We start from the raw sequence: 20,606 nt of genomic DNA, 5'->3' as shown, positions 1-20,606 counted from the left end.
TGACCGGGTGAAGATCGCGCTCATGGACTCCGGAATCGGACTGCTCGCGGCGGCCACCGCGGTACGTCGTCTGCGGCCCGACGCGGAGCTCGTTCTCTCCTCGGACCCGGGCAGCATGCCGTGGGGACCCCGCACACCCGAGGACGTCACCGCCCGCGCCCTCGCCGTCGCCGAGGCGGCTGCCGCGCACCGGCCCGACGCCCTGATCGTCGCCTGCAACACCGCCTCCGTACGCGCCCTGCCCGCGCTGCGCGCCCGTCTTGAGCCGGGGGTGCCCGTCATCGGCACGGTCCCCGCGATCAAGCCGGCCGCCGCGGGCGGCGGACCCGTCGCGATCTGGGCGACGCCCGCCACCACCGGCAGCCCCTACCAGCGCGGCCTCATCCGGGAGTTCGCCGACGGGGTGACCGTCACCGAGGTGCCCTGCCCCGGCCTTGCCGACGCCGTGGAGCACGCGGACCAGGCCGGCATCGACGCCGCGATCGCCGCTGCCGCGGCACGTACCCCCGACGATGTAAGGGCCGTCGTCCTGGGCTGCACCCATTACGAACTGGTCGCCGAGCGGATCCGCGCGGCGGTGCAACAGCCCGGTGTCGCACCGCTCGTCCTGCACGGCTCCGCAGGCGCGGTGGCCGCCCAGGCGCTGCGCCGGATCGGCGAGCACCCGGCCCCGGACGCGCCCGCGAACGGCAGCCTCACCGTGTTGCTCGGCGGACGCGAGGGGACGCTGCCCGAGACCGCGTTGACGTACGAAGAGGGCCGTCTGCTGCAGGCGATGAGCCCCGCCCGCTGAGCCTCCCGCCACGAAGCGGACACTTGGCGTCCACCCGGAGCAGTAACGGCCCGCAACCTGGTGCCCGCACCGCGGAACCTGAGTACGCTCTCTGGCATGAGGGACCACCCCCACGGCGAACCGGGCGCTGCCGACGCCCCGCACCCCGAGGTGTGGCACGGCCGCGCTTCCAATCGTGTGCAGTGGCTGCTCGCGAGCGGTGGCGCCGCCTGTCTGGCGCTCGGTATCGAGCTGGCTGTCGACTCGACCTGGACGTCCGGCGTCGCCCCCCTCGTCATGTCCGTGGTCGGCTGCATCGCCGCCGGACTCCTGGTGCTCTTCGGCACCCTCGCGTTCGTGCACGTCGCCGTGAAGGTCGACAAGGACTGCCTGGAGGTGCGCTGCGGCCACATGGGCCTCCCGCGCCGCCGCATCCCGCTGTCGCACATCATCGGCGCCGACTTCGCGCCCCGCGTGACGCCCCGGCAGTGGGGCGGCTGGGGCTACCGCTGGCGGCCCGAACAGGGAACCGCCGTGGTCGTCCGGCGCGGTGAGGGCCTGGTGCTCCGGCTGGGTGACGGCCATACGTTCACGATCACGGTGGACAACGCGGAAGCGGCCGTACGGGACATCCGTCGCCGGTTGAAGGCGGCAGCCTCGGGCACGACCCGCTGACCGAGGGACAGATCCCGCCCCACCGACTGCGGAAAGGGGCTCGGCGTCCCGCGCCCTCAGCTCGGCGTCCCGCGGCTCTCAAGGGGACAGCGGGTCCTTTCGGGCACGTCCACCGGGCTCCATCGCGTTCCGCGGCGCCTCTTCGAGCATCGGACGTGCCGTGGCGAGCCCCGCGAGCAGGCCGGCTCCCGCCGTCACCGAGGTGAAGCTCAGCGCGTTGCCGACCGCGGCGATCGCGGCCAGAGCTGTCAGGGCCGCACCCGCCGTGAGTACGACCGGTGTCGGGCGCGGCGACCGCCACAGGGCGTACAGGACCCAGCAGAACACCGCGGCCAGCAGGGCCACGCCGACCACGCCCTGTTCGGCTGCCTGCTGGAAAGGTGCCGAGTGGGGTTTGCCGTCGGGCAGCAGCGACTGTGTGACGGTCGGGCTCAGTTCGGAGAACCGGCCGGGCCCCACACCCAGCCCCGGCTCCCGGCCGGCCATGTCGAGCGCGTCCTGCCACAGCAGCACGCGGTGCTGGGTGAGCTGCCCCTCCAGTGATGTGGTGAGTCCGTCCGGAAGCACGTTCTCGGCCACCGCCCAGGTACCCCCGGTGACCAGGACCGCGGTCAGGGCGAGACCGCCGAGCCCCAGGCCACGGTGTTGCATACGGTCGGCGGCCAGGGAGCACAGCAGTACCGCCAGACAGGCCGCGAAGCCCGACGTCGACCCCAGGACGGCCGCGGTCGCGGCGATACCGGCGGCCAGCAGACGGAACACGAGCCGCAGTCCCGGCGGACGGGCCGCCCAGGCCGCGCAGCACGCGGACCCCGCGGAGAGGGCCAGCAGCGCGGCGGTGGCGCCGGTCTGGCCGAGCGGCGAGATCACCTGGGGCCCCTGGGTGGTGTGCGGGGAGGCCACCGCCAGACCGAGTCCGGCGAGCGCGCCCGCACAGGGCGCGGCGACCGGCAGAAGCTCTCCGCAGATCCGCCCCGAGGCGTAACCGGCGGCGACGGCGAGCACCGCGAGAAGCACGCCTTCGGGACGCCCGCCATGTGCCGCTGCCGTGATCAGGGACCAGGCCGCGCAGGCTCCCAGCACGACCACGCCCGTCGCGTCCGAGGCGCTGCGTCTCTCGTGCTCCGACGCCGGACCGGCCGCCGACGCCATTCCTGTGGACCCCACCCCGTCGCCCCCGGCCTGTGAAGGGCCCCGACCGCCCGGCCGGCCTGCCACGGCCCGTACGTCAGAGGCTCCGGCACACCGTAACGGGTGATGCGCCGGTTTGTGGACGAGTTGCGCAGAAACGATGCAGCAGGTGGGAGGGGGAGCGCCCGGGCAGGTGATCAGGGCCGCGCTGTCGGCGCCGTGACCACCCGCCGTACACTCCGGGGGTGACCGTCACAGCAACCTCCGTAGACGAGCCGGAACAGCTCGAACCGCAGGCCCGGCCCGTTTCGCGCGTGGTCCGGCTGATGCGGCGGCTCGCTCCGGCCGCCACCGCGGCACTCTCCGGAGTGCTGCTCTACGTCAGCTTCCCGCCGCGCACGCTGTGGTGGCTGGCCCTGCCGGCCTTCGCGGTCTTCGGCTGGTTGCTGCGTGGCCGCACCTGGAAGGCCGGCCTCGGTCTCGGCTACCTCTTCGGCCTCGGTTTCCTGCTGCCCCTGCTCGTGTGGACCGGCGTGGAGGTCGGGCCCGGCCCGTGGATCGCGCTGGTCGTCATCGAGGCGGTGTACGTGGCGCTCGTCGGCGCCGGCATCGCGGCCGTGTCGAAGCTGCCGGGCTGGCCCCTGTGGGCCGCCGCCCTGTGGATCGCCGGCGAGGCGGCACGCGCGCGTGCCCCGTTCGGCGGATTCCCCTGGGGAAAGATCGCCTTCGGCCAGGCGGACGGCGTCTTCCTGCCGCTCGCCGCGCTGGGCGGCACCCCCGTGCTCGGCTTCGCGGTCGTCCTGTGCGGCTTCGGCCTGTACGAGATCGTCCGCCTGGCCGTCGAGACGCGGCGCACCGGTGCCGTACGACGCGGAGCCGCCGCGGTGGCGCTGGTCAGCTTCCTCCTCCCCGTGCTCGGTGCCTTCGCCGCGCGGCCCCTGGTCAGCGACAAGGCCGAGAACGGCACCGCGACCGTCGCCGTCATCCAGGGCAACGTGCCGCGCGCGGGCCTCGACTTCAACTCGCAGCGGCGCGCGGTCCTCGACTACCACGCCAGGGAGACCGAGCGCCTCGCCGCGCAGATCAAGGCGGGCAAGGTCGCCCAGCCCGACTTCGTGCTCTGGCCGGAGAACTCCTCCGACATCGACCCGTTCCGCAACCCCGACGCCTACGCCGTGATCGACAAGGCGGCCAAGGCGATCGGCGCGCCCATCTCGGTCGGCGGCGTCGTCGAGAAGAACGGCAAGCTCTACAACGAGCAGATCCTCTGGGACCCGCAGAAGGGGCCCGGCGCCACCTACGACAAGCGGCAGGTCCAGCCCTTCGGCGAGTACCTCCCCCTGCGGTCGCTCATCGGAGCCATCAACGACAACTGGACCTCCATGGTCCGCCAGGACTTCAGCCGCGGCACCGAGCCGGGTGTGTTCACCATGGCGGGCACCCAGGTCGGCCTCGCGACCTGCTACGAGGCCGCCTTCGACTGGGCCGTGCGCGACACCGTCACCCATGGCGCACAGATGATCTCCGTGCCGAGCAACAACGCCACGTTCGACCGCAGCGAGATGACCTACCAGCAGCTCGCGATGTCCCGGATCCGCGCCGTCGAGCACAGCCGCACCGTCACCGTCCCGGTGACCAGCGGCGTCAGCGCCGTGATCATGCCGGACGGGAAGATCACCCAGCGGACCGGCATGTTCGTGGCGGACTCCCTCGTCCAGAAGGTGCCGCTGCGCTCCTCCGAGACGCCTGCCACGCGGGTCGGAATCGCGCCGGAGATGCTCTTGGTGCTGATCGCGGCGGGCGGCCTCGGCTGGGCCGTGACGTCAGCGGTACGCGCACGACGCGCCGGTGACGCGTAGCCGTACGCCCGTAGTGCGCTGCCAGTACGCGACCGGAACGCGCCGAGGCGGCGAATCCGGGCGGCTAGGGTCGGCCCATGGCTACTCCTGACTTCATTCGTACGATCCGGGCCACCGCCGGCCAACAACTGCTCTGGCTCCCCGGAGTCACCGCCGTCGTCTTCGACGACGCGGGCAGAGTGCTGCTGGGGCGCCGGGCCGACACCGGCAAGTGGGCCGTCATCGCCGGAATGTCGGACCCGGGGGAGCAGCCCGCGGCCTGTGCCGTGCGGGAGGTGTACGAGGAGACGGGCGTCCGGTGCGTCGCCGAGCGCGTCGTGCTCGTACAGGCCCTGACGCCGACCACGTACCCGAACGGCGACATCTGCCAGTTCATGGACATCACCATCCGGTGCCGGGCCGTCGGCGGTGAGGCCCGAGTCAACGACGACGAGTCGCTGGAGGTCGGCTGGTTCGACGTGGACGCGCTGCCGGAGCTGAACGAGCACGGGCTGTTCCGGATCAAGCAGGCGCTGTCCGACGAGCCCACGTGGTTCGAACCCATGCCCTGAGCACGAAGTGTGGGTTGCGGCCACATCGGTCGGGGCGTGGCCGCTGCCTAGGGTCGGGGCATGACCGCGCCCAGCGCCTTCGCAGGCCCCCACGCCCCGTCCCTCGACCTCGGCGGCCGTACCGCCCTCGTCACCGGCGCCGCGGGTGGCATCGGCCGCGCCTGCGCACTGCGGCTCGCCGCGGCCGGGGCCAAGGTACGGGCGGTCGACCGGGACGCCGGAGGACTGGACACCCTCACCGAACAGGCCCGCGGCCTCGCGGGCACGGTCGAACCGCACGTCCTCGACCTCACCGACCTGGACGCAGCGGAGTCCGCGGCGGCCGGCACCGACATCCTCGTCAACAACGCCGGGCTCCAACTCGTGCGCCCCATCGAGGAGTTCCCGCCCGACACCTTCCACACCGTGCTGACCGTGATGCTTGAGGCCCCGTTCCGGCTGATCCGCGGGGCGCTCCCGCACATGTACGGGCAGGGCTGGGGCCGGATCGTCAATGTGTCGTCCGTCCACGGGCTGCGCGCCTCCGCCTTCAAGTCGGCGTACGTGGCGGCGAAACACGGTTTGGAAGGCCTCTCCAAGACCGCCGCTCTGGAGGGCGCCGCCCACGGAGTCACCTCGAACTGTGTCAACCCCGCCTATGTGCGCACCCCACTGGTCGAGAAGCAGCTCGCCGACCAGGCCGCCGCCCACGGCATCCCCCAGGAGCGGGTGCTCGGCGAGATCATGCTGCAGGACAGCGCGGTCAAGCGCCTCATCGAACCGGACGAGGTCGCCGAGGCCGTGGCGTACCTCTGCGGCCCGGCCGCGTCCTTCGTCACCGGGACCTCACTGGTCCTCGACGGCGGCTGGACCGCGCACTGAGCGTGAGTTGTCCACAGGGCTGGTCAGGCTGTCGGTGCTACGGGTAATCCTGGTGGACATGTCTCGCGATCAATTGCAGTCCGCCGAGCGCTCCGAGGCGAGCGCCGAGGCGCCGTTCCTGGAGCTGCTGGCCCGCGGCGCGTCCGCCGACGCGTACGAGCAGCCGGTGCTGCTCGCCCGCGCGGACGGGCTGCCGCCCGACCGGATCTCCGCTCTGGAGCGCGCCAAGCTCCTCGCGCTGCGCGTGCGCTCGGAGATGGAGGGGCGCCGCAGACGCGAGGCTGAGTTGTCCGCGCTCTTCGAGACGGCCCACGACCTGGCGGGACTGCGCGACCTCGACGCCGTGCTCCAGGCGATCGTGCAGCGCGCCCGCTCCCTGCTGGGCACGGACATCGCGTACCTGAGCCTGAACGACCCGGCCGAGGGCGACACGTACATGCGGGTCACCGAGGGTTCGGTCGCGGCGCGCTTCCAGCAGCTGCGGCTCGGCATGGGGGAGGGCCTCGGCGGACTCGTCGCCCAGACGGCCCGTCCCTATGTCACCGACGACTACTTCCGGGACGACCGTTTCCAGCACACCCCGACCATCGACGCGGGCGTACGGGACGAGGGCCTGGTGGCGATCCTCGGCGTGCCGCTCATGCTGGGGCCGCACGTCATCGGCGTCCTGTTCGCCGCGGACCGCCGGGCCCGGGTCTTCGAGCGGGAACAGATCGCGCTGCTCGGCTCGTTCGCCGCTCTCGCCGCCGCCGCCATCGACACCGCGAACCTGCTCACCGAGACCCGCGAGGCACTGGCGGACCTGGAGCGGGCCAACGAGATCATCCGCGACCGCAGCGGGGTCATCGAGCGGGCCTCAGGCGTCCACGACCGGCTGGCCGAGCTGGTGCTGCGGGGCGGTGGGGTCCACGACGTGTCCGCCGCGGTCTCCGAGATCCTCGACGGCAGCGTGCAGTTCGCCGACGCGGGCACCGCACCCGGTGACGCGCTGGAGGTGTCACGGGCCGAGGGACACGCGGTCCGGCACGGGGACGACTGGGTCGCGGCCGTGACCGCCGGCGGCGAACTGCTCGGCGCGCTGGTGCTGCGCGGCCATCCAGGACTCGACCCCGTCGACCAGCGCACTCTGGAGCGGGCGGCCATGGTCACCTCGCTCCTGCTGCTCGCCCGGCGCTCGGCCGCCGAGGCCGAACAGCGCGTCCGCGGCGAGCTGCTGGACGATCTGCTCGACGCGCGGGACCGCGACCCCCGGCTGCTGCGCGAGCGCGCCGCCCGCCTGGACGCCGACCTCGACGCCACCCACGTGGTCCTGGCCTCCCGCCTGGACGCCACGGCCGCCGACGCCGACCACGAGGCCGCCGCCCGCCGCAGACTCTGGTCCGCCGCCTCCCACCTCGCCGCCACCCGGCACGGACTGGCCGCCGCACGCGACGGCGGCACCGTCCTGCTGCTGCCCCTGAGCCCCGGTGACACCGCGACGGAGCTCGCCCGGCGCACTGCCAAGGAGCTGGGCACCGCCGTGCACGAAGCAGTCACTGTCGGAGCCTCGGCACCGGTCCAGGACCTCGCCGCCCGCCCGGACACCGTGGCCGAGGCCTACTCCGAAGGGCAGCGATGCCTCGAAGCGCTGCGGCTGCTCGGCCGCACTGGCGACGGCGCCGCCGCGGAGGACTTCGGGTTCCTGGGGCTGCTGCTCGCCGGGAGCAGGGACATCTCCGGCTTCGTGGAGCGCACCATCGGCCAGGTCGTCACGTACGACGAGAAGCGCGGAACTGATCTCCTGCACACCCTCGACGCGTACTTCGCCTGCGGCATGAGCCCCGCGCGCACCAAGGACGAACTGCACGTCCACGTCAACACGGTCGCGCAGCGCCTGGAGCGGGTGGGCCGCCTGCTCGGCCCCGACTGGCAGAGTCCGGCCCGAACGCTGGAGATCCAACTCGCCCTCCGGCTGCACCTGTTGACGTCCAACGGACAGCACTGACTCCCGTACGAGCGGGTGACCCCCGTACGCGCGGGCGCACGGGGGTCGGTCCTGGGCCGCCGGCTCAGACGGTATGGGCGTCCGCGGTGCGGGCGGACCCCTTCGCGTCGTCCGGCCCGGCGCCGCCGTCTCCCGCCACGTCCGCGAGGTCGCGGTGCCGGGTCTCCTTCGCCACGCCCACCGCGATCAGTGTCAGCACGACCGCGCCGATCACGTACAGGGAGATCGGCGTGGAGCTGTCGTAGTTCGCGAGGAGCGCGGTCGCGATGAGCGGTGCGGGCGCGCCCGCGGCGACCGAGGCGAACTGGGCGCCGATCGAAGCGCCGGAGTAGCGCATGCGCGTCGCGAACATCTCCGAGAAGAAGGCGGCCTGCGGCGCGTACATGGCTCCGTGCAGGACCAGGCCCACGGTCACGGCGAGGATCAGGTTCCCGAAGGTCCCGGTGTCGATGAGTGAGAAGAACGGGAACATCCACAGACCGATACCGGCCGCGCCCAGCAGATACACCGGCCGACGGCCCACGCGATCGGACAGGGCGCCCCACAGCGGGATGACCGCGAAGTGGACGGCGGAGGCGATGAGCACCGCGTTCAGCGCGGTCTGCTTGGACAGACCGGCCGAGGTGGTGGCGTACACGAGGATGAAGGCGGTGATCACGTAGTAGCTGATGTTCTCCGCCATGCGCGCGCCCATGGCGATCAGGACGTCCCGCCAGTGATGGCGCAGCACGGACACCAGTGGCAGCTTCTCCGCGGCACTGTCCTGGGTCGCCTTGCGGGCCTCGGCCTGTGCGAGGGCCGCCTTGAAGACGGGCGATTCATCGACAGACAGACGAATCCACAAACCGACGATCACCAGCACACCCGACAGCAGGAACGGAATGCGCCAGCCCCAGGAGGTGAAGGCGGCGTCCGACAGCACAGCGGTCAGCAGCGACAGCACGCCCGTCGCCAGCAACTGCCCGGCGGGCGCCCCGGTCTGCGGCCACGAGGCCCAGAAGCCACGCCGCCGCGCGTCCCCGTGCTCCGACACGAGCAGCACCGCGCCGCCCCACTCCCCGCCCAGCGCGAAGCCCTGCACCAGGCGCAGCACGGTCAGCAGCACCGGCGCCGCCGTACCGACGGTCGCGTGCGTGGGCAGCAGCCCGATCGCGAAGGTCGCCCCGCCCATCAGCAGCAGACTCAGGACCAGTAGCTTCTTGCGCCCGAGCCGGTCGCCGTAGTGCCCGAACACGAGCGCCCCGAGCGGCCGTGCGGCGAAGCCCACCGCGTACGTCAGGAACGACAGCAGCGTGCCGACGAGCGGGTCGGAGTCCGGGAAGAACAGCTTGTTGAAGACGAGCGCGGCGGCGGATCCGTACAGGAAGAAGTCGTACCACTCGATGGTGGTGCCGATGAGGCTCGCGGCGACGATGCGCTTGAGGCTGGCGGGGGGTGGGGGAGCGGTTGCGGGGGAGGACATCGGCACCACTTCCAAGTGGTCGGCGGGGACGTTTTCGTGTCGCCACACCGTAGGAAGGCGCAGGTCAGCGGCACATGTGGTGGGACACCATAGTTCTGGGTGCGGGCATGAGCGTGGCCACCATGGGGACTCTGCCAGGGGCTACGTCTGGGCCACGAAGCGAGATGTCCAAGTTGTACTTTTCGGGCATCATTTTGTGGCACGGTGCTGACTCCCGTGCTGACCATGCTGCGCTGGGCTCTGGGCGTTTGCTGTCGATCGGGACATCCTGATGACCAACCTCAGGTGTCACCTCGCCGTATGCAGAGCGCTTCTCCGAAGTAGACGGCTGCCCCGGATTTGGGCTTGGCAACAGGTCTGCCATGGGTCGACGGTGGCGTCAGCTGGTACCAGCAGGTTCATCGTCTGCTGGTGGTACACGCGAGGCATCTGGTCTGACCTGCGGAAACGGTCCTGTTGGTGCCTTCGGGCAGCGACTTGGCCCGGACATGGCCCGGAGTGTGGCCGTGTACCTGCACCCCAGGGCGCGGAAAGTGCTCTTTCGTCTAAACGGCCCGCTGCCCCAACTGAGGTTGCCTCCGCTTGAGCTGAGGTGAAGCGACAAGGGTGGCGGCAGTGCTGGGAAGACAACCCCGTCCCTGAGCCGTTGAATGCGATGGCACGGTCGGTGTGTGACATCCGGCGCGTGGCCCGTCCAGGCTTGTCCGAACGAGGGAATGCGGTGATCACGCGATGAAGGCGGTGCGGTTCCACGAGTACGGCGGGATTGATGTGCTGCGGGTGGAGGAGGTGGAGCGGCCGACGCCCGGCCCCGGACAGGTGCTGGTCGAGGTCCGCGCGGCTGGGATCCAGCCCGGCGAGGTGATGATCCGCGAGGGTGCGCGTCACGGACGCTGGCCGGCTACGTTCCCCTCCGGGCAGGGCAGTGATCTGGCCGGTGTCGTGGTGGAGGTCGGCCCGCAGGTGCGCGGCTTCGCGGTGGGCGATGAGGTACTGGGCTTCACCCACGATAGGGCGAGCCATGCGGAGTTCGTCGCCGTCGACGACGTGGACGTGGTTTCGCGTCCGCCGGGGCTGTCCTGGGATGTGGCGGGTTCGTTGTACGTGGCCGGCACAACTGCATACGCCTGCGTGTTCGCGGTGGATCCCGGGCCGGCGGACACAGTCGTGGTGTCCGGTGCGGCGGGCGGCGTCGGGTCTTTTGCCGTGCAGCTCGCGCGCCGGCGCGGAGCCACGGTGATCGGGCTGGCGAGCGAGGGGAACCATGCCTGGTTGAAGCAGCGCGGTGTCGTCCCGGTCGTGTACGGGGAGGGCGTGGCCGAACGGATCCGGGAGGCTTCCGGTGGGAACGTCGACGCGTTCATCGATACTTTCGGCGACGGTTATGTGGAGCTGGCAGTGGAGTTGGGTGTGCGGCCCGAGCGGATCAACACCATCCGCGATTGGCAGGCCGCGGCCAGGGTTGGGGCGCAAACCTACGGAGAAGGCGCGGCGGCATGCGCGGTAGTGCTCGGCGAGCTGGCCAGGCTTGCCACACGCGGTGAGCTGGAGGTGTCGATCGCCCGCACCTACCCGCTGGAGCGGGTGCGAGACGCGTTCCGTGAGCTGGAACGGGGACACACCCACGGCAAGATCGTGCTCCGCCCGTAGCTCGGGTCGGCCGAGGCGACTATCGGCCTGGTATCCCGGAACATCAACGCAGTGTCACCGCTGGCGGCCAGATGGCTCCCCGTCGAGAGGCCACCGGCGGCGAATCACAACTGGCCACAAACAGTCGTCCGTTGCTGATCTGTCCGGAGAGTCGCGCTCGCGCTCCCACGCTACGCGAGTGGCCGGCCGGCAGTCCTGGCTGTGCCCAGAGCCGCGTGGTGCAGTCGTCGCTGGATGTGGGGAGCAGATGTCCGTCGGGGTGGAACGCTGCGTGGGTGATGCCGTCTGCATGGCCGGTGAGCGGCTCGACGACCGACTGGCCGGTTAGGTAGAGCGGCGGCGCGTTGGAGATGCCCAAGGGGGAGCCTGGCTGCATCGGCGACTTCCGCGATGTGAATACGGTCTGTGCCCGTTGGCCGAGCCTGGCTGGAGCGTCGCAGGGTGCGCCCGGGATTCGCCGGGCGGGTCTCTACCGGCAAGCGGAGATTCCGGTGCCGACTCGAACGCGCGAAATCAGCGAAAACCCCAGGTCCCAGCTCTGCTCGGCACCATGGTTCTGGGTGGGGAAATGCGTGCGACCACCATGAGGACACCGCGGCCTCACCGCGCGCCGGCTCCTGATGATCCGTCCCGTTGTCGGCGAGAGCCGTTACTGGTGGGAAACAGAAGCCGGTTCGGCACGAAACATGTATCACTCAGCTTTGTCCGTATCTGCGAGGGCGTCGTCCTGCGCGCGTGACATCGGAAGGGCCGTGAGCGTGGCACCCCATTCATCGGCTCTCCTGCCCGGCACCGGGCGTCCGCGTGCGCGTCGCGCTTCAGTCCGCGTCCGTCAATCACCGTCCGGCAAGGCTCGCGCGCGGGTGGACCGGTCCACCCGGTGTCTGCCCCGTGCATGAGGTGCTGTGGGTGACGGGGCTGGTGGGCGGCGTGCTGTGCCTCGCCAGTCACCTGCCGTCTCCCGCGCGACAGTGGCTGCCGCAGGCCGTCGCGCCCGCAGTCATGTTGGCGATGGCTCCTGGAGCGGGAGGCCGGGCGCCATTGGTGGCCGGGACCGCCGCGCTCGTCGTCGCCTGTCTGTGGCAGCTGCGAGCGGGGTGTGCGTGCCGCAGGACTGTCGAGTCGGTGAACCTGGCCGCGATGGCGCTGCTGACGGCGGCTGCGGCGGTCGTAGAACAAAGCCACCACGGCGGGGACGGCTCCGTCGGCCTCGCGTCGGCCGAACTCGCGCTGTGGCAGGTGCTGTTCTGCGTCGCGAGCTGGAGCGTGGCCCGGGCGGGCGTGGCGCTCGTCCGGCAGGCGTGGCCACCCCGGATCGCCGCACATCCTCCGGGCAGACGCGCGCTTCTGCTCGGAGAGGTGGGCGGCGGGCTCATGGTCACCGCCATGGCCGTGATGCTCGGGCTGCCCTGACGGCGGCGTCGCGGTGGCGAGCCTGCTCCGAAGTCACGTGCGCTGCCCGGGAGTTGAGGGAAAGGGGCCGCGGTCGGGGAGGGCCGCAGTGCGGCGCCGAGGAATTCGACCCTGTTGCTTTGGATCTCGATGTGTAAGGATTGGATCCAAGTAACACTGAATCGGATGCATGAGGTAGCGATGCTGAGACGCGAGGACAACGAGCGCGCTACGCGCACCGGCCCGGGCACCCCCCTCGGACAGCTCATGCGCGCCTACTGGCAGCCCGTCGCCCTCGTCTCGGAGATGTCCGACGAACGACCGGTCAAGGCGATCCGGATCATGAGCGAGGACCTGGTCCTCTTCCGGCGGGACGACGCTCCGGCACCGGCGGCACCGGCGACACCGGCGACACCGGACGGCGACGGGACGCAACGCACTCAGGGCTCCCCCGGGACCGGCCCGTGGGGCCTCGTCGGCCGCTACTGCGCACACCGGGGCGTCGACCTCTCCTACGGACGCCGGGAGAACGGCGGACTGCGATGCCTCTACCACGGGTGGCTGTACGGCCCGGACGGCCGCTGCCTGGAGCAGCCCGCGGAACCGGAGCACAGCAACTTCGCCGCCAAGGTGCGTATCCCGAGCTACCCCTGCGTGGAGCGCAACGGCATCGTCTTCGCCTACCTCGGCACCGGCGACCCGCCGCCCTTCCCGGCGTACGACTGCTTCCGCGCTCCCGAGGAGTACACCTTCGCCTTCAAGGGCTGGTGGGAGTGCAACTGGCTGCAGGGCGTGGAAGGCGGGATCGACCCGAGCCACGTCTCCTTCCTGCACCGCTTCGTCGGCGAGGACCCGCGTGAGGTGTACGGGCAGCAGTTCAGTGAGGAGGTGGAGGGCACCGGGAAGAAGCTCTCGGAACTGGTCGGCGACAACTTCCGGCCGGACATCGAGGTGGAGCGCGCCGAGCACGGCCTGCGGGTCTTCGCGCTGCGCGAACTCACCGAGGACGTCAGGCACGTACGGATCACCAACCTGGTGTTCCCCAACGCCTTCGTGGTGCCCTTCGGCAACGGCAAGGTCTTCTGCCAGTGGCACGTCCCGATCGACGACGAGAACCACTACTGGTTCATGATCCTCTACGACTTCGAGGAGGTCACCGACAAGGACACATTGCTGGCGCAGCGCCTCGCGGAGGTCTCGCTCCCCGACTACCGGCCGCTGCGCAACCGCTCGAACGACTGGGGCTTCGATCCCAAGGAGCAGCGGGAACTCACGTACACCGGCATGGGGTTGGACATCAACGTCCATGACCAGTGGGCGGTGGAGAGTATGGGCCCTGTCCAGGACCGGACCGTCGAGCGGCTCGGTGTCTCCGACCGTGCCGTGACCGCCAACCGCAGACTGCTGCTGAAGGCGATCGCCTCCTTCGAGAGCGGCAATCCCGTTCCCGGGCTGCCGCTCGACGACGAGGCGGCCGAGGAGCTGACCGGGCCCCTGGCCATCGACACCATCACGCCCACGGACGGCTGGGAAGAGGCCTGGCGGCGACGGGAGTCGGAGCGGCGCGCGCGATCGCCGTGGGCCGGGCGGGAGGTGACCGGTGCGCAGCGCTGACGAGCGGCCCCGGGCGCAGGGCGGCGACGGACCCGGCGCCCGCCCGCTGACCGCCGCAGCGGCCGGCGGGTTCGTCGAGCGGCACGGTCTGTGGGACGAGCGGCAGCACGTGGCCGCCGGGCAGGTCCGCCGGGTGATCGACGAACTCGGCCTGGACAAGGTGCGGTTCTCCTTCGCCGACCAGCACGGGGTGCTGCGGGGCAAGACCCTGACCCGGGAGGCGGTGCCCGGCGCGCTGCGCTCGGGAGTCACCGCGCCGTCCTCCCTGTTGTTGAAGGACACCTCCGGCCGGACCGTCTTCCCCGTCTTCTCGGGCGGCGGCTTGGCCGACGGTCGCTTCGCCGGAGCCGGCGACGTCGTGCTGGTACCGGACATGACGACGTTCCGGGTACTGCCGTGGGCCGAGCGGACCGGCTGGATCCTGTGCGACCTCTACCACCCCGACGGCACCCCCGCGGCGTTCTGCTCGCGCGGTCTGCTGCGCGGGAGGCTGGCCGCGCTGGCGGATGCGGGGTACGACCTCACGGTCGGTGTGGAGCTGGAGTTCCACGTATACCGTCCCGCCGCGGAAGGGGCCGTACCGGTGGCCCCGGGTCGGCCAGGCGCACCCGGCCCGGCACCGGAGGTGGCGCCGCTGAGCAGCGGCTCGCAGCTGCTGCACGAGGAGGGCCTGGACCGGCTCGACGACCTGGTGGACCTGCTGTACCGCGGGCTCACCGGACTCGATCTGCCGTTGCGTTCCCTGGAGTTGGAGTTCGGGCCCAGCCAGCTGGAGCTGACCCTGGACGCGCGGGACGCGGCGCAGGCCGCGGACGACGCGCTGCTGGCTCGTGCGGCGGTGCGGCAGATCTGCCGCAGGAACGGCTACCACGCGACGTTCATGTCGCGGCCCGCCACGGTGGAGACCGCGTCGAGCGGCTGGCACCTGCACCAGTCACTGCGCCACCGGGCGACCGGTGAGGCGGCCTTCGACCCGGCGCCCGACCCGGCGCCCGATGCGGAGCCCAGCTCGGCGCCCGGCTCGGTGTCGGGCTCCGCGCCGAGGGAGCCGCTGTCCCCGGTGGGCCGGCACTACCTCGCCGGGCTGCTGGAACACGCGCCCGCCGCCACGGTCTTCACCACGCCGACCGTCAACGGCTACAAGCGGTACCTGCCGATGTCCCTGGCTCCCGACCGCGTGGTGTGGGGCATCGACAACAAGGGCGCCATGGTGCGCGTCGTCGGTGCCCGGGGTGAGGGAGGCGCCCGGCTGGAGAACAGATCCGGCGAGCCGGCGGCGAACCCGTATCTCTACATCGCCTCGCAGGTAGTGAGCGGGATGGACGGGATGGCCCGGCGGCTCGACCCCGGCCCGCCGACCACCGACCCGTACGACGCCGGAGCCCGCGGTCTGCCCGGCTCGCTCGACCAGGCGCTGAACGCGCTCGACGCCGACCCGGTCTTCGCCAAGGCGCTCGGCCAGGACGTCGTCTCCTGGTTCACCACGATCAAACGCGCGGAGTTCGCGCGCTATCTGGCGCACGTCTCGGACTGGGAGCAACGCGAGTACTTCGACCTCGTCTGACCGCACCCCGGCCCCCACGGCCGGCCCACACCTCACGGAAGACGCCATGACCACGTTCAAGGCCCAACCCGCGCCGCTGGAACCCTTCCTCGTCGACGGCCGGTGGATCGCCCCCGGCGACCGCCGGACGTTCCCCGTCGTCGATCCCGCCTCGGAAACCGTCCTGAGCCGCGTCGCACAGGCCACGCCCCAGGATGTCGACGACGCCGTGGCCGCCGCCGCCCGGGCGCACGAGGACGGCCGTTGGCGCGGTCTGCCGGTCGCTGAGCGGAGCCGCGTGCTCAACCGGATCGCAGAGCTGATCGAGGAGCACGCCGAGGAACTGGCGGTGCTGGAGACCCGCGACAACGGCAAACCCGTCGAACGCTCACGCGCCGACACCGCGATGAGCGCCAGGACCTTCCGTCACTTCGCGGGCGCCCCCGCCCGGCTGACCGGCATGGTCGTGCCCCTCGACCAGGGACACCACGTCTACACCGTGCCCGAGCCCGTCGGGGTCGCCGCGCTCATCCTGCCGTGGAACTTCCCCATCATGACCGGCTGCTTCAAGCTGGCCCCCGCACTCGCCGCGGGCTGCACCGTCGTGGTCAAGCCCGCCGAACAGACCCCGCTGACCATGCTCCGCGTCGCCGCCCTGTGCGAGGAGGCGGGCCTGCCGCCAGGAGTGCTCAACGTACTCACCGGTGACGGCGAGGTGGGTGCCGCGCTCACCGCGCACCCGGGTGTGGCCAAGGTGTCCTTCACCGGCTCCACCGAGGTCGGCCGGCTGGTGATGGGTGCCGCCGCCCCCACCGTCAAGCGCCTCACCCTCGAACTCGGCGGCAAGAGCCCCAACATCGTCTTCGCCGATGCCGACCTGGACGCCGCCGTCGTCACCGCCATGCGGGCCTCCTTCGGCCACTCCGGGCAGATGTGCACGGCAGGCAGCAGGCTGCTGGTCCAGCGCTCCGTCCTGGCGGAGATGGAGGAGCGCCTGGCCGACGCGGTGCGCAAGGTCCCCGTGGGCAACGGGCTGGACGGCGGGATCACCGTCGGCCCCCTGGTCTCGGAGGAACAGCGCACCCAGGTCCTGTCGTACGTCGAGGCCGGTGTCGCCGAGGGCGCGAAACTGGTGACCGGCGGCCAAGTACCGGACCGGCCGGGCTACTTCGTCGAACCGGCGCTGTTCACGGACGTCACCAACAGCATGCGGATCGCCCGCGAGGAGATCTTCGGCCCCGTGCTCGGAGTGATCCCCTTCGAGGACGACGACGAAGCCGTCGCCATCGGCAACGACACCTCCTACGGGCTCGCCGCCGGAGTCTGGACCAGGGACCTCTCCCGCGCCCACCGCATGGCCGCGCGGCTGCGCGCCGGAACGGTGTGGATCAACACTTACAACATCTTCGACCCGGCGCTGCCCTTCGGCGGACTCGGCGACTCGGGCCTGGGCCGGGACCTGGGCGACGACGCCCTGTACTCCTACTGCGAGCGCAAGGCGGTGGTCGTCGCACTATGAGTACAGACACCGCGGTTCCCGGCCCGCCGCCGACGCCCAGGAGTCCGACGCTCGACGTCGCGGCACTGCGCGCCGCCACACCCGGCATGCGCCACGCCCGCCACATGAACGCCGCCGGGGCGGCGCTGCCCAGCGCGGCGACACTGGCCGCCGTCACCAGCCACCTGCGCCTGGAGTCGCTGCTCGGAGGCTACGAGGCGGCCGAGGCGCTGGCCGACCGTACGGAGCGGGTGTATCAGTCGGCCGCCCGGCTGATCGGTGCCGCGCCGCAGGACATCGCCCTGGTGGACAGCGCCTCCACCGCCTGGCAGCGGGCGCTGGGAGCCCTGCGTCTCAAGGCGGGCGACCGGGTCCTGGCATCGTCCTCGACCTACGTCAGCTCCGCCCTGCACCTGCTGGAGATGCGGGACTCGCACGGCATCGTGCTGGAGGTACTGCCGGCCGACGCGAGCGGGCAGGTCGACCTCGGCGCACTCGAGACGGCCCTGCGCGAGCCGGCGGCGCTCGTGACCATCGCCCATGTCCCCACGTCCTCCGGGCTGGTGGAACCGGTGGCCGCCGTGGGCGCGCTGGCCGCCCGCGCCGGGGTGCCGCTTCTGCTGGACGCGACGCAGTCGCTCGGCCAACTCCCGGTCGACGTCCAGGAGATGCACTGCGGCATCGTCGTCGCCACCGGCCGCAAGTTCCTGCGCGGGCCACGCGGCACGGGCCTGCTGTACGTCGACCCGGAACTGCGGGCGAGAACCAGGCCCGCCGCCCCGGACGTACGCGGTGCCGAGTGGTCGTCGGCCTACCAGTACGAGGTGGTCCCGGGGGCCCGGCGCTACGAGACCTGGGAGTCCTCCCACGCCCTGCGACTGGGCCTGGGCACGGCCCTGGACGAGGCGCTCGACCTCGGTGTCGCGCTGATCCGCGACCATGTGACGGAGCTGGCCGAGCGGCTGCGGGCCGGACTGTCGGGCGTACCGGGGATCCGGCGGACCGATCCGCCGGCGGCGGCCTCGGGCATCGTGACCTTCCTGCGCGAGGACGAGGACCCGCGCCAGACCGTACGGGACCTGCGGGCCACCGGATTCAGACTGACGACCGTGCCCGCCTCGCACGGCCAGTGGGACCTGGGCAGGCGCGGTCTGGAAAGGGTCGCCCGAGCCTCGCTGCACGTCTACAACAGCGCGGACGACGTGGACGCGCTCGTCGCCGCACTGACCGCACGGGAACGGCGCCGCCGGGGAGCGCGGGTGGCGCCCTCGGAGACCGTGTCGCGTACGACCTCCGAAACCCCGTCGCGTACGGCATCCGTGTTCCCGTCGGGTGCGACTCAGGGATCTCCGACGCCTCCATCCACCGGCCCTGAGCCCGGACCCCCTACACCGATGTCTGCCGGTCCCGGGCCCGCGTCCCCGGCATCAACGTCCAGCGGCCCCGAGCCCGGATCCGCGTCGAGTACGACCACCGTTCCCGAGCCCGCTTCCGTCCGCCCTCGGCCCGCCCTCTCCTCCCGGCCGACCGGATCCGCCGGTGACCGGGCCGACGTGATCGTCGTCGGGGCCGGCATCCACGGCTCGTCCGCAGCCTGGCAGTTGGCGGCCCGCGGGGCGAGCGTGATCCACCTCGACCGGTTCCCCGCGGGCCACACCGAGGGCTCCTCGCACGGCAGAACGCGGATGATCCGGCGGGCCTATCCCGCCGAGATCTGGGACGGCCTCGTCGACACCGCCTACAACGCCTGGCAGGAACTCGAACTGGCCTCCGGGCAGCGGCTGGTGACGACCACCGGAGGCCTGTACGCCAGGGCGGCCGGTGCCCCCGGCACCCTGCGCGGCCCTGGCTGCGAGAACGTGGACCATGCCCGTGCCGCGGAACTCTTCCCCGGGCTGCGCCTGTGCGAGGGCTTCTCCGCGGTCCACGATCCGGCAGCCGGCGTCATCGACGCACAGGCCGCGCTCACCGCGCTCGCGGCGCTCGGTCGCGCGCACGGCGTGGACCGGAGGGACGGCTGTACCGTGCTCCGCTGGCGCCGCGACGGCGAGGGCGTACGCGTCGACACGGACCAAGGCGTCCTGCACGCGGGCCGGTTGGTCGTGTGCGCGGGCCCCTGGACCGGCGAGCTGCTGCCCGCCTTCGCCCGGCCGCTGAGCGTGGTGCGGATCGTGAACCTGCACCTCGGCTCCTCGCGGCGGCACCTGCTGGAGCCCCCGCTGCTGGGCGTGTTCTCCGTCGACGTACCGGATGTCGGCCTGCTGTACGGCATCCCGGCCTTCGGCGGAGCCGGCGTCAAGATCGGCCTGGACCACGGGCCGCTGGAGGACCCGTCGGCGCCTGCCGGGCCGGTCACCGAGCCCGAGCGGGACCGGCTCCTGGGTCTGGCCTCGCGGTTCCTTCCGGCGGCCGACGGGCCGGTGGAGGAGACGATCAGCTGCCGCTACACGATGGCGCCGAAGAACCGGTTCGCCGTCGGCCGACTGCCGGGCGAGGACCGGGTGTTGATGGCCGCGGCCTGTTCGGGCCACGGCTTCAAGTTCGGGCCCGCGCTGGGCGCCGCGCTCGCGGATCTGGCGGAGGGCAAGGAGCGGCCGGACCTGGACTTCCTGTCCCCGGCCGCGATGGGCATCACCGACCGGCCCGGACCGGGAGCCGGAGCATGACCCCCGGAGCCCGCGCCTGCACCCGCACCGACAGCCGGTCAGCCGCGGAAGACGGTGGCCGACCGCTGTTCGTACCAGCGGGCCAACTGCTCGCCCGCGCTGATCACATGGGCCTTCATCTCACTGCGGGCCCGCTCCGCGTCCTCCGCGGCGAGAGCCTCGACGATCCGCTCGTGTTCGCGGATGTTGTCCTCGCGGTGGCGGGGGTTGTCCTGGAGGACGAGGGCGGAGACGTTGCGCGGGAACGCCTCGTTGACGTCCTTGATGGCGCGGGCGAGCCGCCTGTTGCCGGCGACGGTGTGGATCAGGGTGTGGAAGCAGTCGTTGGCGGAGGTGGAGGGCGAGGCGTTCGGAGAGGTGTTCGGAGTGGCGGGCGAGGAGCCCGCGCCGGGCGCCGCACCGCCGCCGGCGTCGCGTACCCCGCTGCTGACCGCGCGTACCGTCTCGTTGGCCTCGCGCAGCTCCCGCAGTACGTCGGGGGTGACCGCGTGGACCGCCCGGACGCAGGCGAGCCCTTCGAGTTCGGCGCGGATCTCGTAGGCCTCGCGGACCTCCCAGGGGGCGGGGACGCGGACCACGGCGCCGCGGTTGGGCAGTACCTCGATGAGGCCGCCCGCCTGGAGCTGTCGCAGCGCCTCCCGGACGGGGGTGCGGCTCACGCCGAGCAGCTCCGCGAGCTCGACCTGGCGCAGTTGCGCCCCGATGGGGATCTCGCCGGAGAGGATCCGCGCGCGGATCGCGGCCGCCGTGTCGTCGACGAGCGCCTTGCCCTTTCCTGCGGGCGAGTCCGCGTCGGGGAGCGGGGCGGTGTCCATGAGGTCTCCGTCTGGTCGGCAAAGGCGAAGGCAGGGGCAGAGGCAAAAGCAGAGGCGATGGCCGGCGGTGGCCGGGGCGGGGGAGGGCCGGGACCGAAGTCCTGACAGACCCCGAACAGCTTTATGTATCCAT

Annotated in this window: 16 protein-coding genes; 12 read left to right on the top strand and 4 right to left on the bottom strand. The window is 71.9% G+C overall.

The genetic code is table 11. The annotated features are described in order from the left end of the window. The first annotated feature begins 7 nt into the window (after nt 1-7). A complete protein-coding gene (locus tag ACN20J_RS07065; RefSeq protein WP_361991511.1) occupies nt 8-793 on the top strand; it encodes a glutamate racemase in 786 nt (261 codons plus the stop codon). Between the two features lie 96 nt (nt 794-889). Then, complete coding sequence (locus ACN20J_RS07060; protein ID WP_055610377.1) at nt 890-1,447, top strand: hypothetical protein; 558 nt, start codon at nt 890-892, stop codon at nt 1,445-1,447. A 78-nt stretch (nt 1,448-1,525) separates the two neighbouring features. Here ACN20J_RS07060 and ACN20J_RS07055 read toward each other — a convergent pair whose 3' ends face one another. Further along, nucleotides 1,526-2,599, bottom strand: coding sequence for an O-antigen ligase family protein (locus ACN20J_RS07055; protein WP_419668846.1), 1,074 nt, complete (start codon nt 2,597-2,599; stop codon nt 1,526-1,528). A gap of 224 nt (nt 2,600-2,823) precedes the next feature. Between ACN20J_RS07055 and lnt the strand changes: the two genes are divergently transcribed. From lnt to ACN20J_RS07035, 4 genes are all read left to right on the top strand, one after another. After that, entirely contained in the window at nt 2,824-4,437 is a 1,614-nt protein-coding gene (lnt, locus tag ACN20J_RS07050) for an apolipoprotein N-acyltransferase (protein ID WP_190228639.1), read from the top strand. 77 nt (nt 4,438-4,514) lie between these two features. After that, a complete protein-coding gene (locus tag ACN20J_RS07045; RefSeq protein WP_190228638.1) occupies nt 4,515-4,988 on the top strand; it encodes an NUDIX hydrolase in 474 nt (157 codons plus the stop codon). 60 nt (nt 4,989-5,048) lie between these two features. Next, complete coding sequence (locus ACN20J_RS07040) at nt 5,049-5,849, top strand: 3-hydroxybutyrate dehydrogenase (protein WP_419665527.1); 801 nt, start codon at nt 5,049-5,051, stop codon at nt 5,847-5,849. A gap of 58 nt (nt 5,850-5,907) precedes the next feature. Beyond that, a complete protein-coding gene (locus ACN20J_RS07035; protein WP_419665526.1) occupies nt 5,908-7,833 on the top strand; it encodes a helix-turn-helix domain-containing protein in 1,926 nt (641 codons plus the stop codon). A gap of 64 nt (nt 7,834-7,897) precedes the next feature. On the opposite strand, the gene ACN20J_RS07030 is transcribed toward ACN20J_RS07035, so the two are convergent. Next, nucleotides 7,898-9,295, bottom strand: a complete 1,398-nt coding sequence (locus ACN20J_RS07030) for an MFS transporter (protein ID WP_419665525.1) — start codon at nt 9,293-9,295, stop codon at nt 7,898-7,900. Between the two features lie 732 nt (nt 9,296-10,027). On the opposite strand from ACN20J_RS07030, the gene ACN20J_RS07025 reads away from it, so the two are divergent. Then, the gene (locus ACN20J_RS07025) at nt 10,028-10,945 is read left to right on the top strand and encodes an NADP-dependent oxidoreductase (RefSeq protein ID WP_189838695.1); all 918 of its coding nucleotides are present in this window, start codon (nt 10,028-10,030) and stop codon (nt 10,943-10,945) included. Nucleotides 10,946-10,988: 43 nt separating this feature from the next. On the opposite strand, the gene ACN20J_RS07020 is transcribed toward ACN20J_RS07025, so the two are convergent. After that, the gene (locus ACN20J_RS07020; protein ID WP_190228634.1) at nt 10,989-11,321 is read right to left on the bottom strand and encodes a WD40 repeat domain-containing protein; all 333 of its coding nucleotides are present in this window, start codon (nt 11,319-11,321) and stop codon (nt 10,989-10,991) included. Nucleotides 11,322-11,836: 515 nt separating this feature from the next. Here ACN20J_RS07020 and ACN20J_RS07015 point away from each other — a divergent pair. From ACN20J_RS07015 to ACN20J_RS06995, 5 genes are all read left to right on the top strand, one after another. Next, the gene (locus ACN20J_RS07015) at nt 11,837-12,358 is read left to right on the top strand and encodes a hypothetical protein (protein WP_190228633.1); all 522 of its coding nucleotides are present in this window, start codon (nt 11,837-11,839) and stop codon (nt 12,356-12,358) included. 165 nt (nt 12,359-12,523) lie between these two features. Then, entirely contained in the window at nt 12,524-13,951 is a 1,428-nt protein-coding gene (locus tag ACN20J_RS07010) for a Rieske 2Fe-2S domain-containing protein (RefSeq protein WP_419665524.1), read from the top strand. After that, nucleotides 13,938-15,515 (top strand): glutamine synthetase family protein, encoded by a 1,578-nt coding sequence (locus ACN20J_RS07005; protein ID WP_419665523.1) that lies wholly within the window; start codon nt 13,938-13,940, stop codon nt 15,513-15,515. Before ACN20J_RS07010 ends, ACN20J_RS07005 begins: the two co-directional genes overlap by 14 nt. Before the next feature lie 46 nt (nt 15,516-15,561). Beyond that, nucleotides 15,562-17,013, top strand: a complete 1,452-nt coding sequence (locus ACN20J_RS07000; RefSeq protein ID WP_364196496.1) for an aldehyde dehydrogenase family protein — start codon at nt 15,562-15,564, stop codon at nt 17,011-17,013. After that, nucleotides 17,010-19,658, top strand: a complete 2,649-nt coding sequence (locus ACN20J_RS06995) for an FAD-dependent oxidoreductase (RefSeq protein ID WP_419665522.1) — start codon at nt 17,010-17,012, stop codon at nt 19,656-19,658. Before ACN20J_RS07000 ends, ACN20J_RS06995 begins: the two co-directional genes overlap by 4 nt. A 38-nt stretch (nt 19,659-19,696) precedes the next feature. Here ACN20J_RS06995 and ACN20J_RS06990 read toward each other — a convergent pair whose 3' ends face one another. After that, nucleotides 19,697-20,473, bottom strand: a complete 777-nt coding sequence (locus ACN20J_RS06990) for a GntR family transcriptional regulator (RefSeq protein WP_361907992.1) — start codon at nt 20,471-20,473, stop codon at nt 19,697-19,699. Nucleotides 20,474-20,606: the final 133 nt, after the last annotated feature.

It is taken from the genome of Streptomyces sp. 2-1 (genome assembly GCF_048564895.1).
In the GTDB taxonomy this organism is placed as follows: Bacteria; Actinomycetota; Actinomycetes; order Streptomycetales; family Streptomycetaceae; genus Streptomyces; species Streptomyces phaeochromogenes.
The sequence above is the reverse complement of the archived record's forward strand: the minus strand, read 5'-3'. Positions and strand labels throughout refer to the sequence as shown.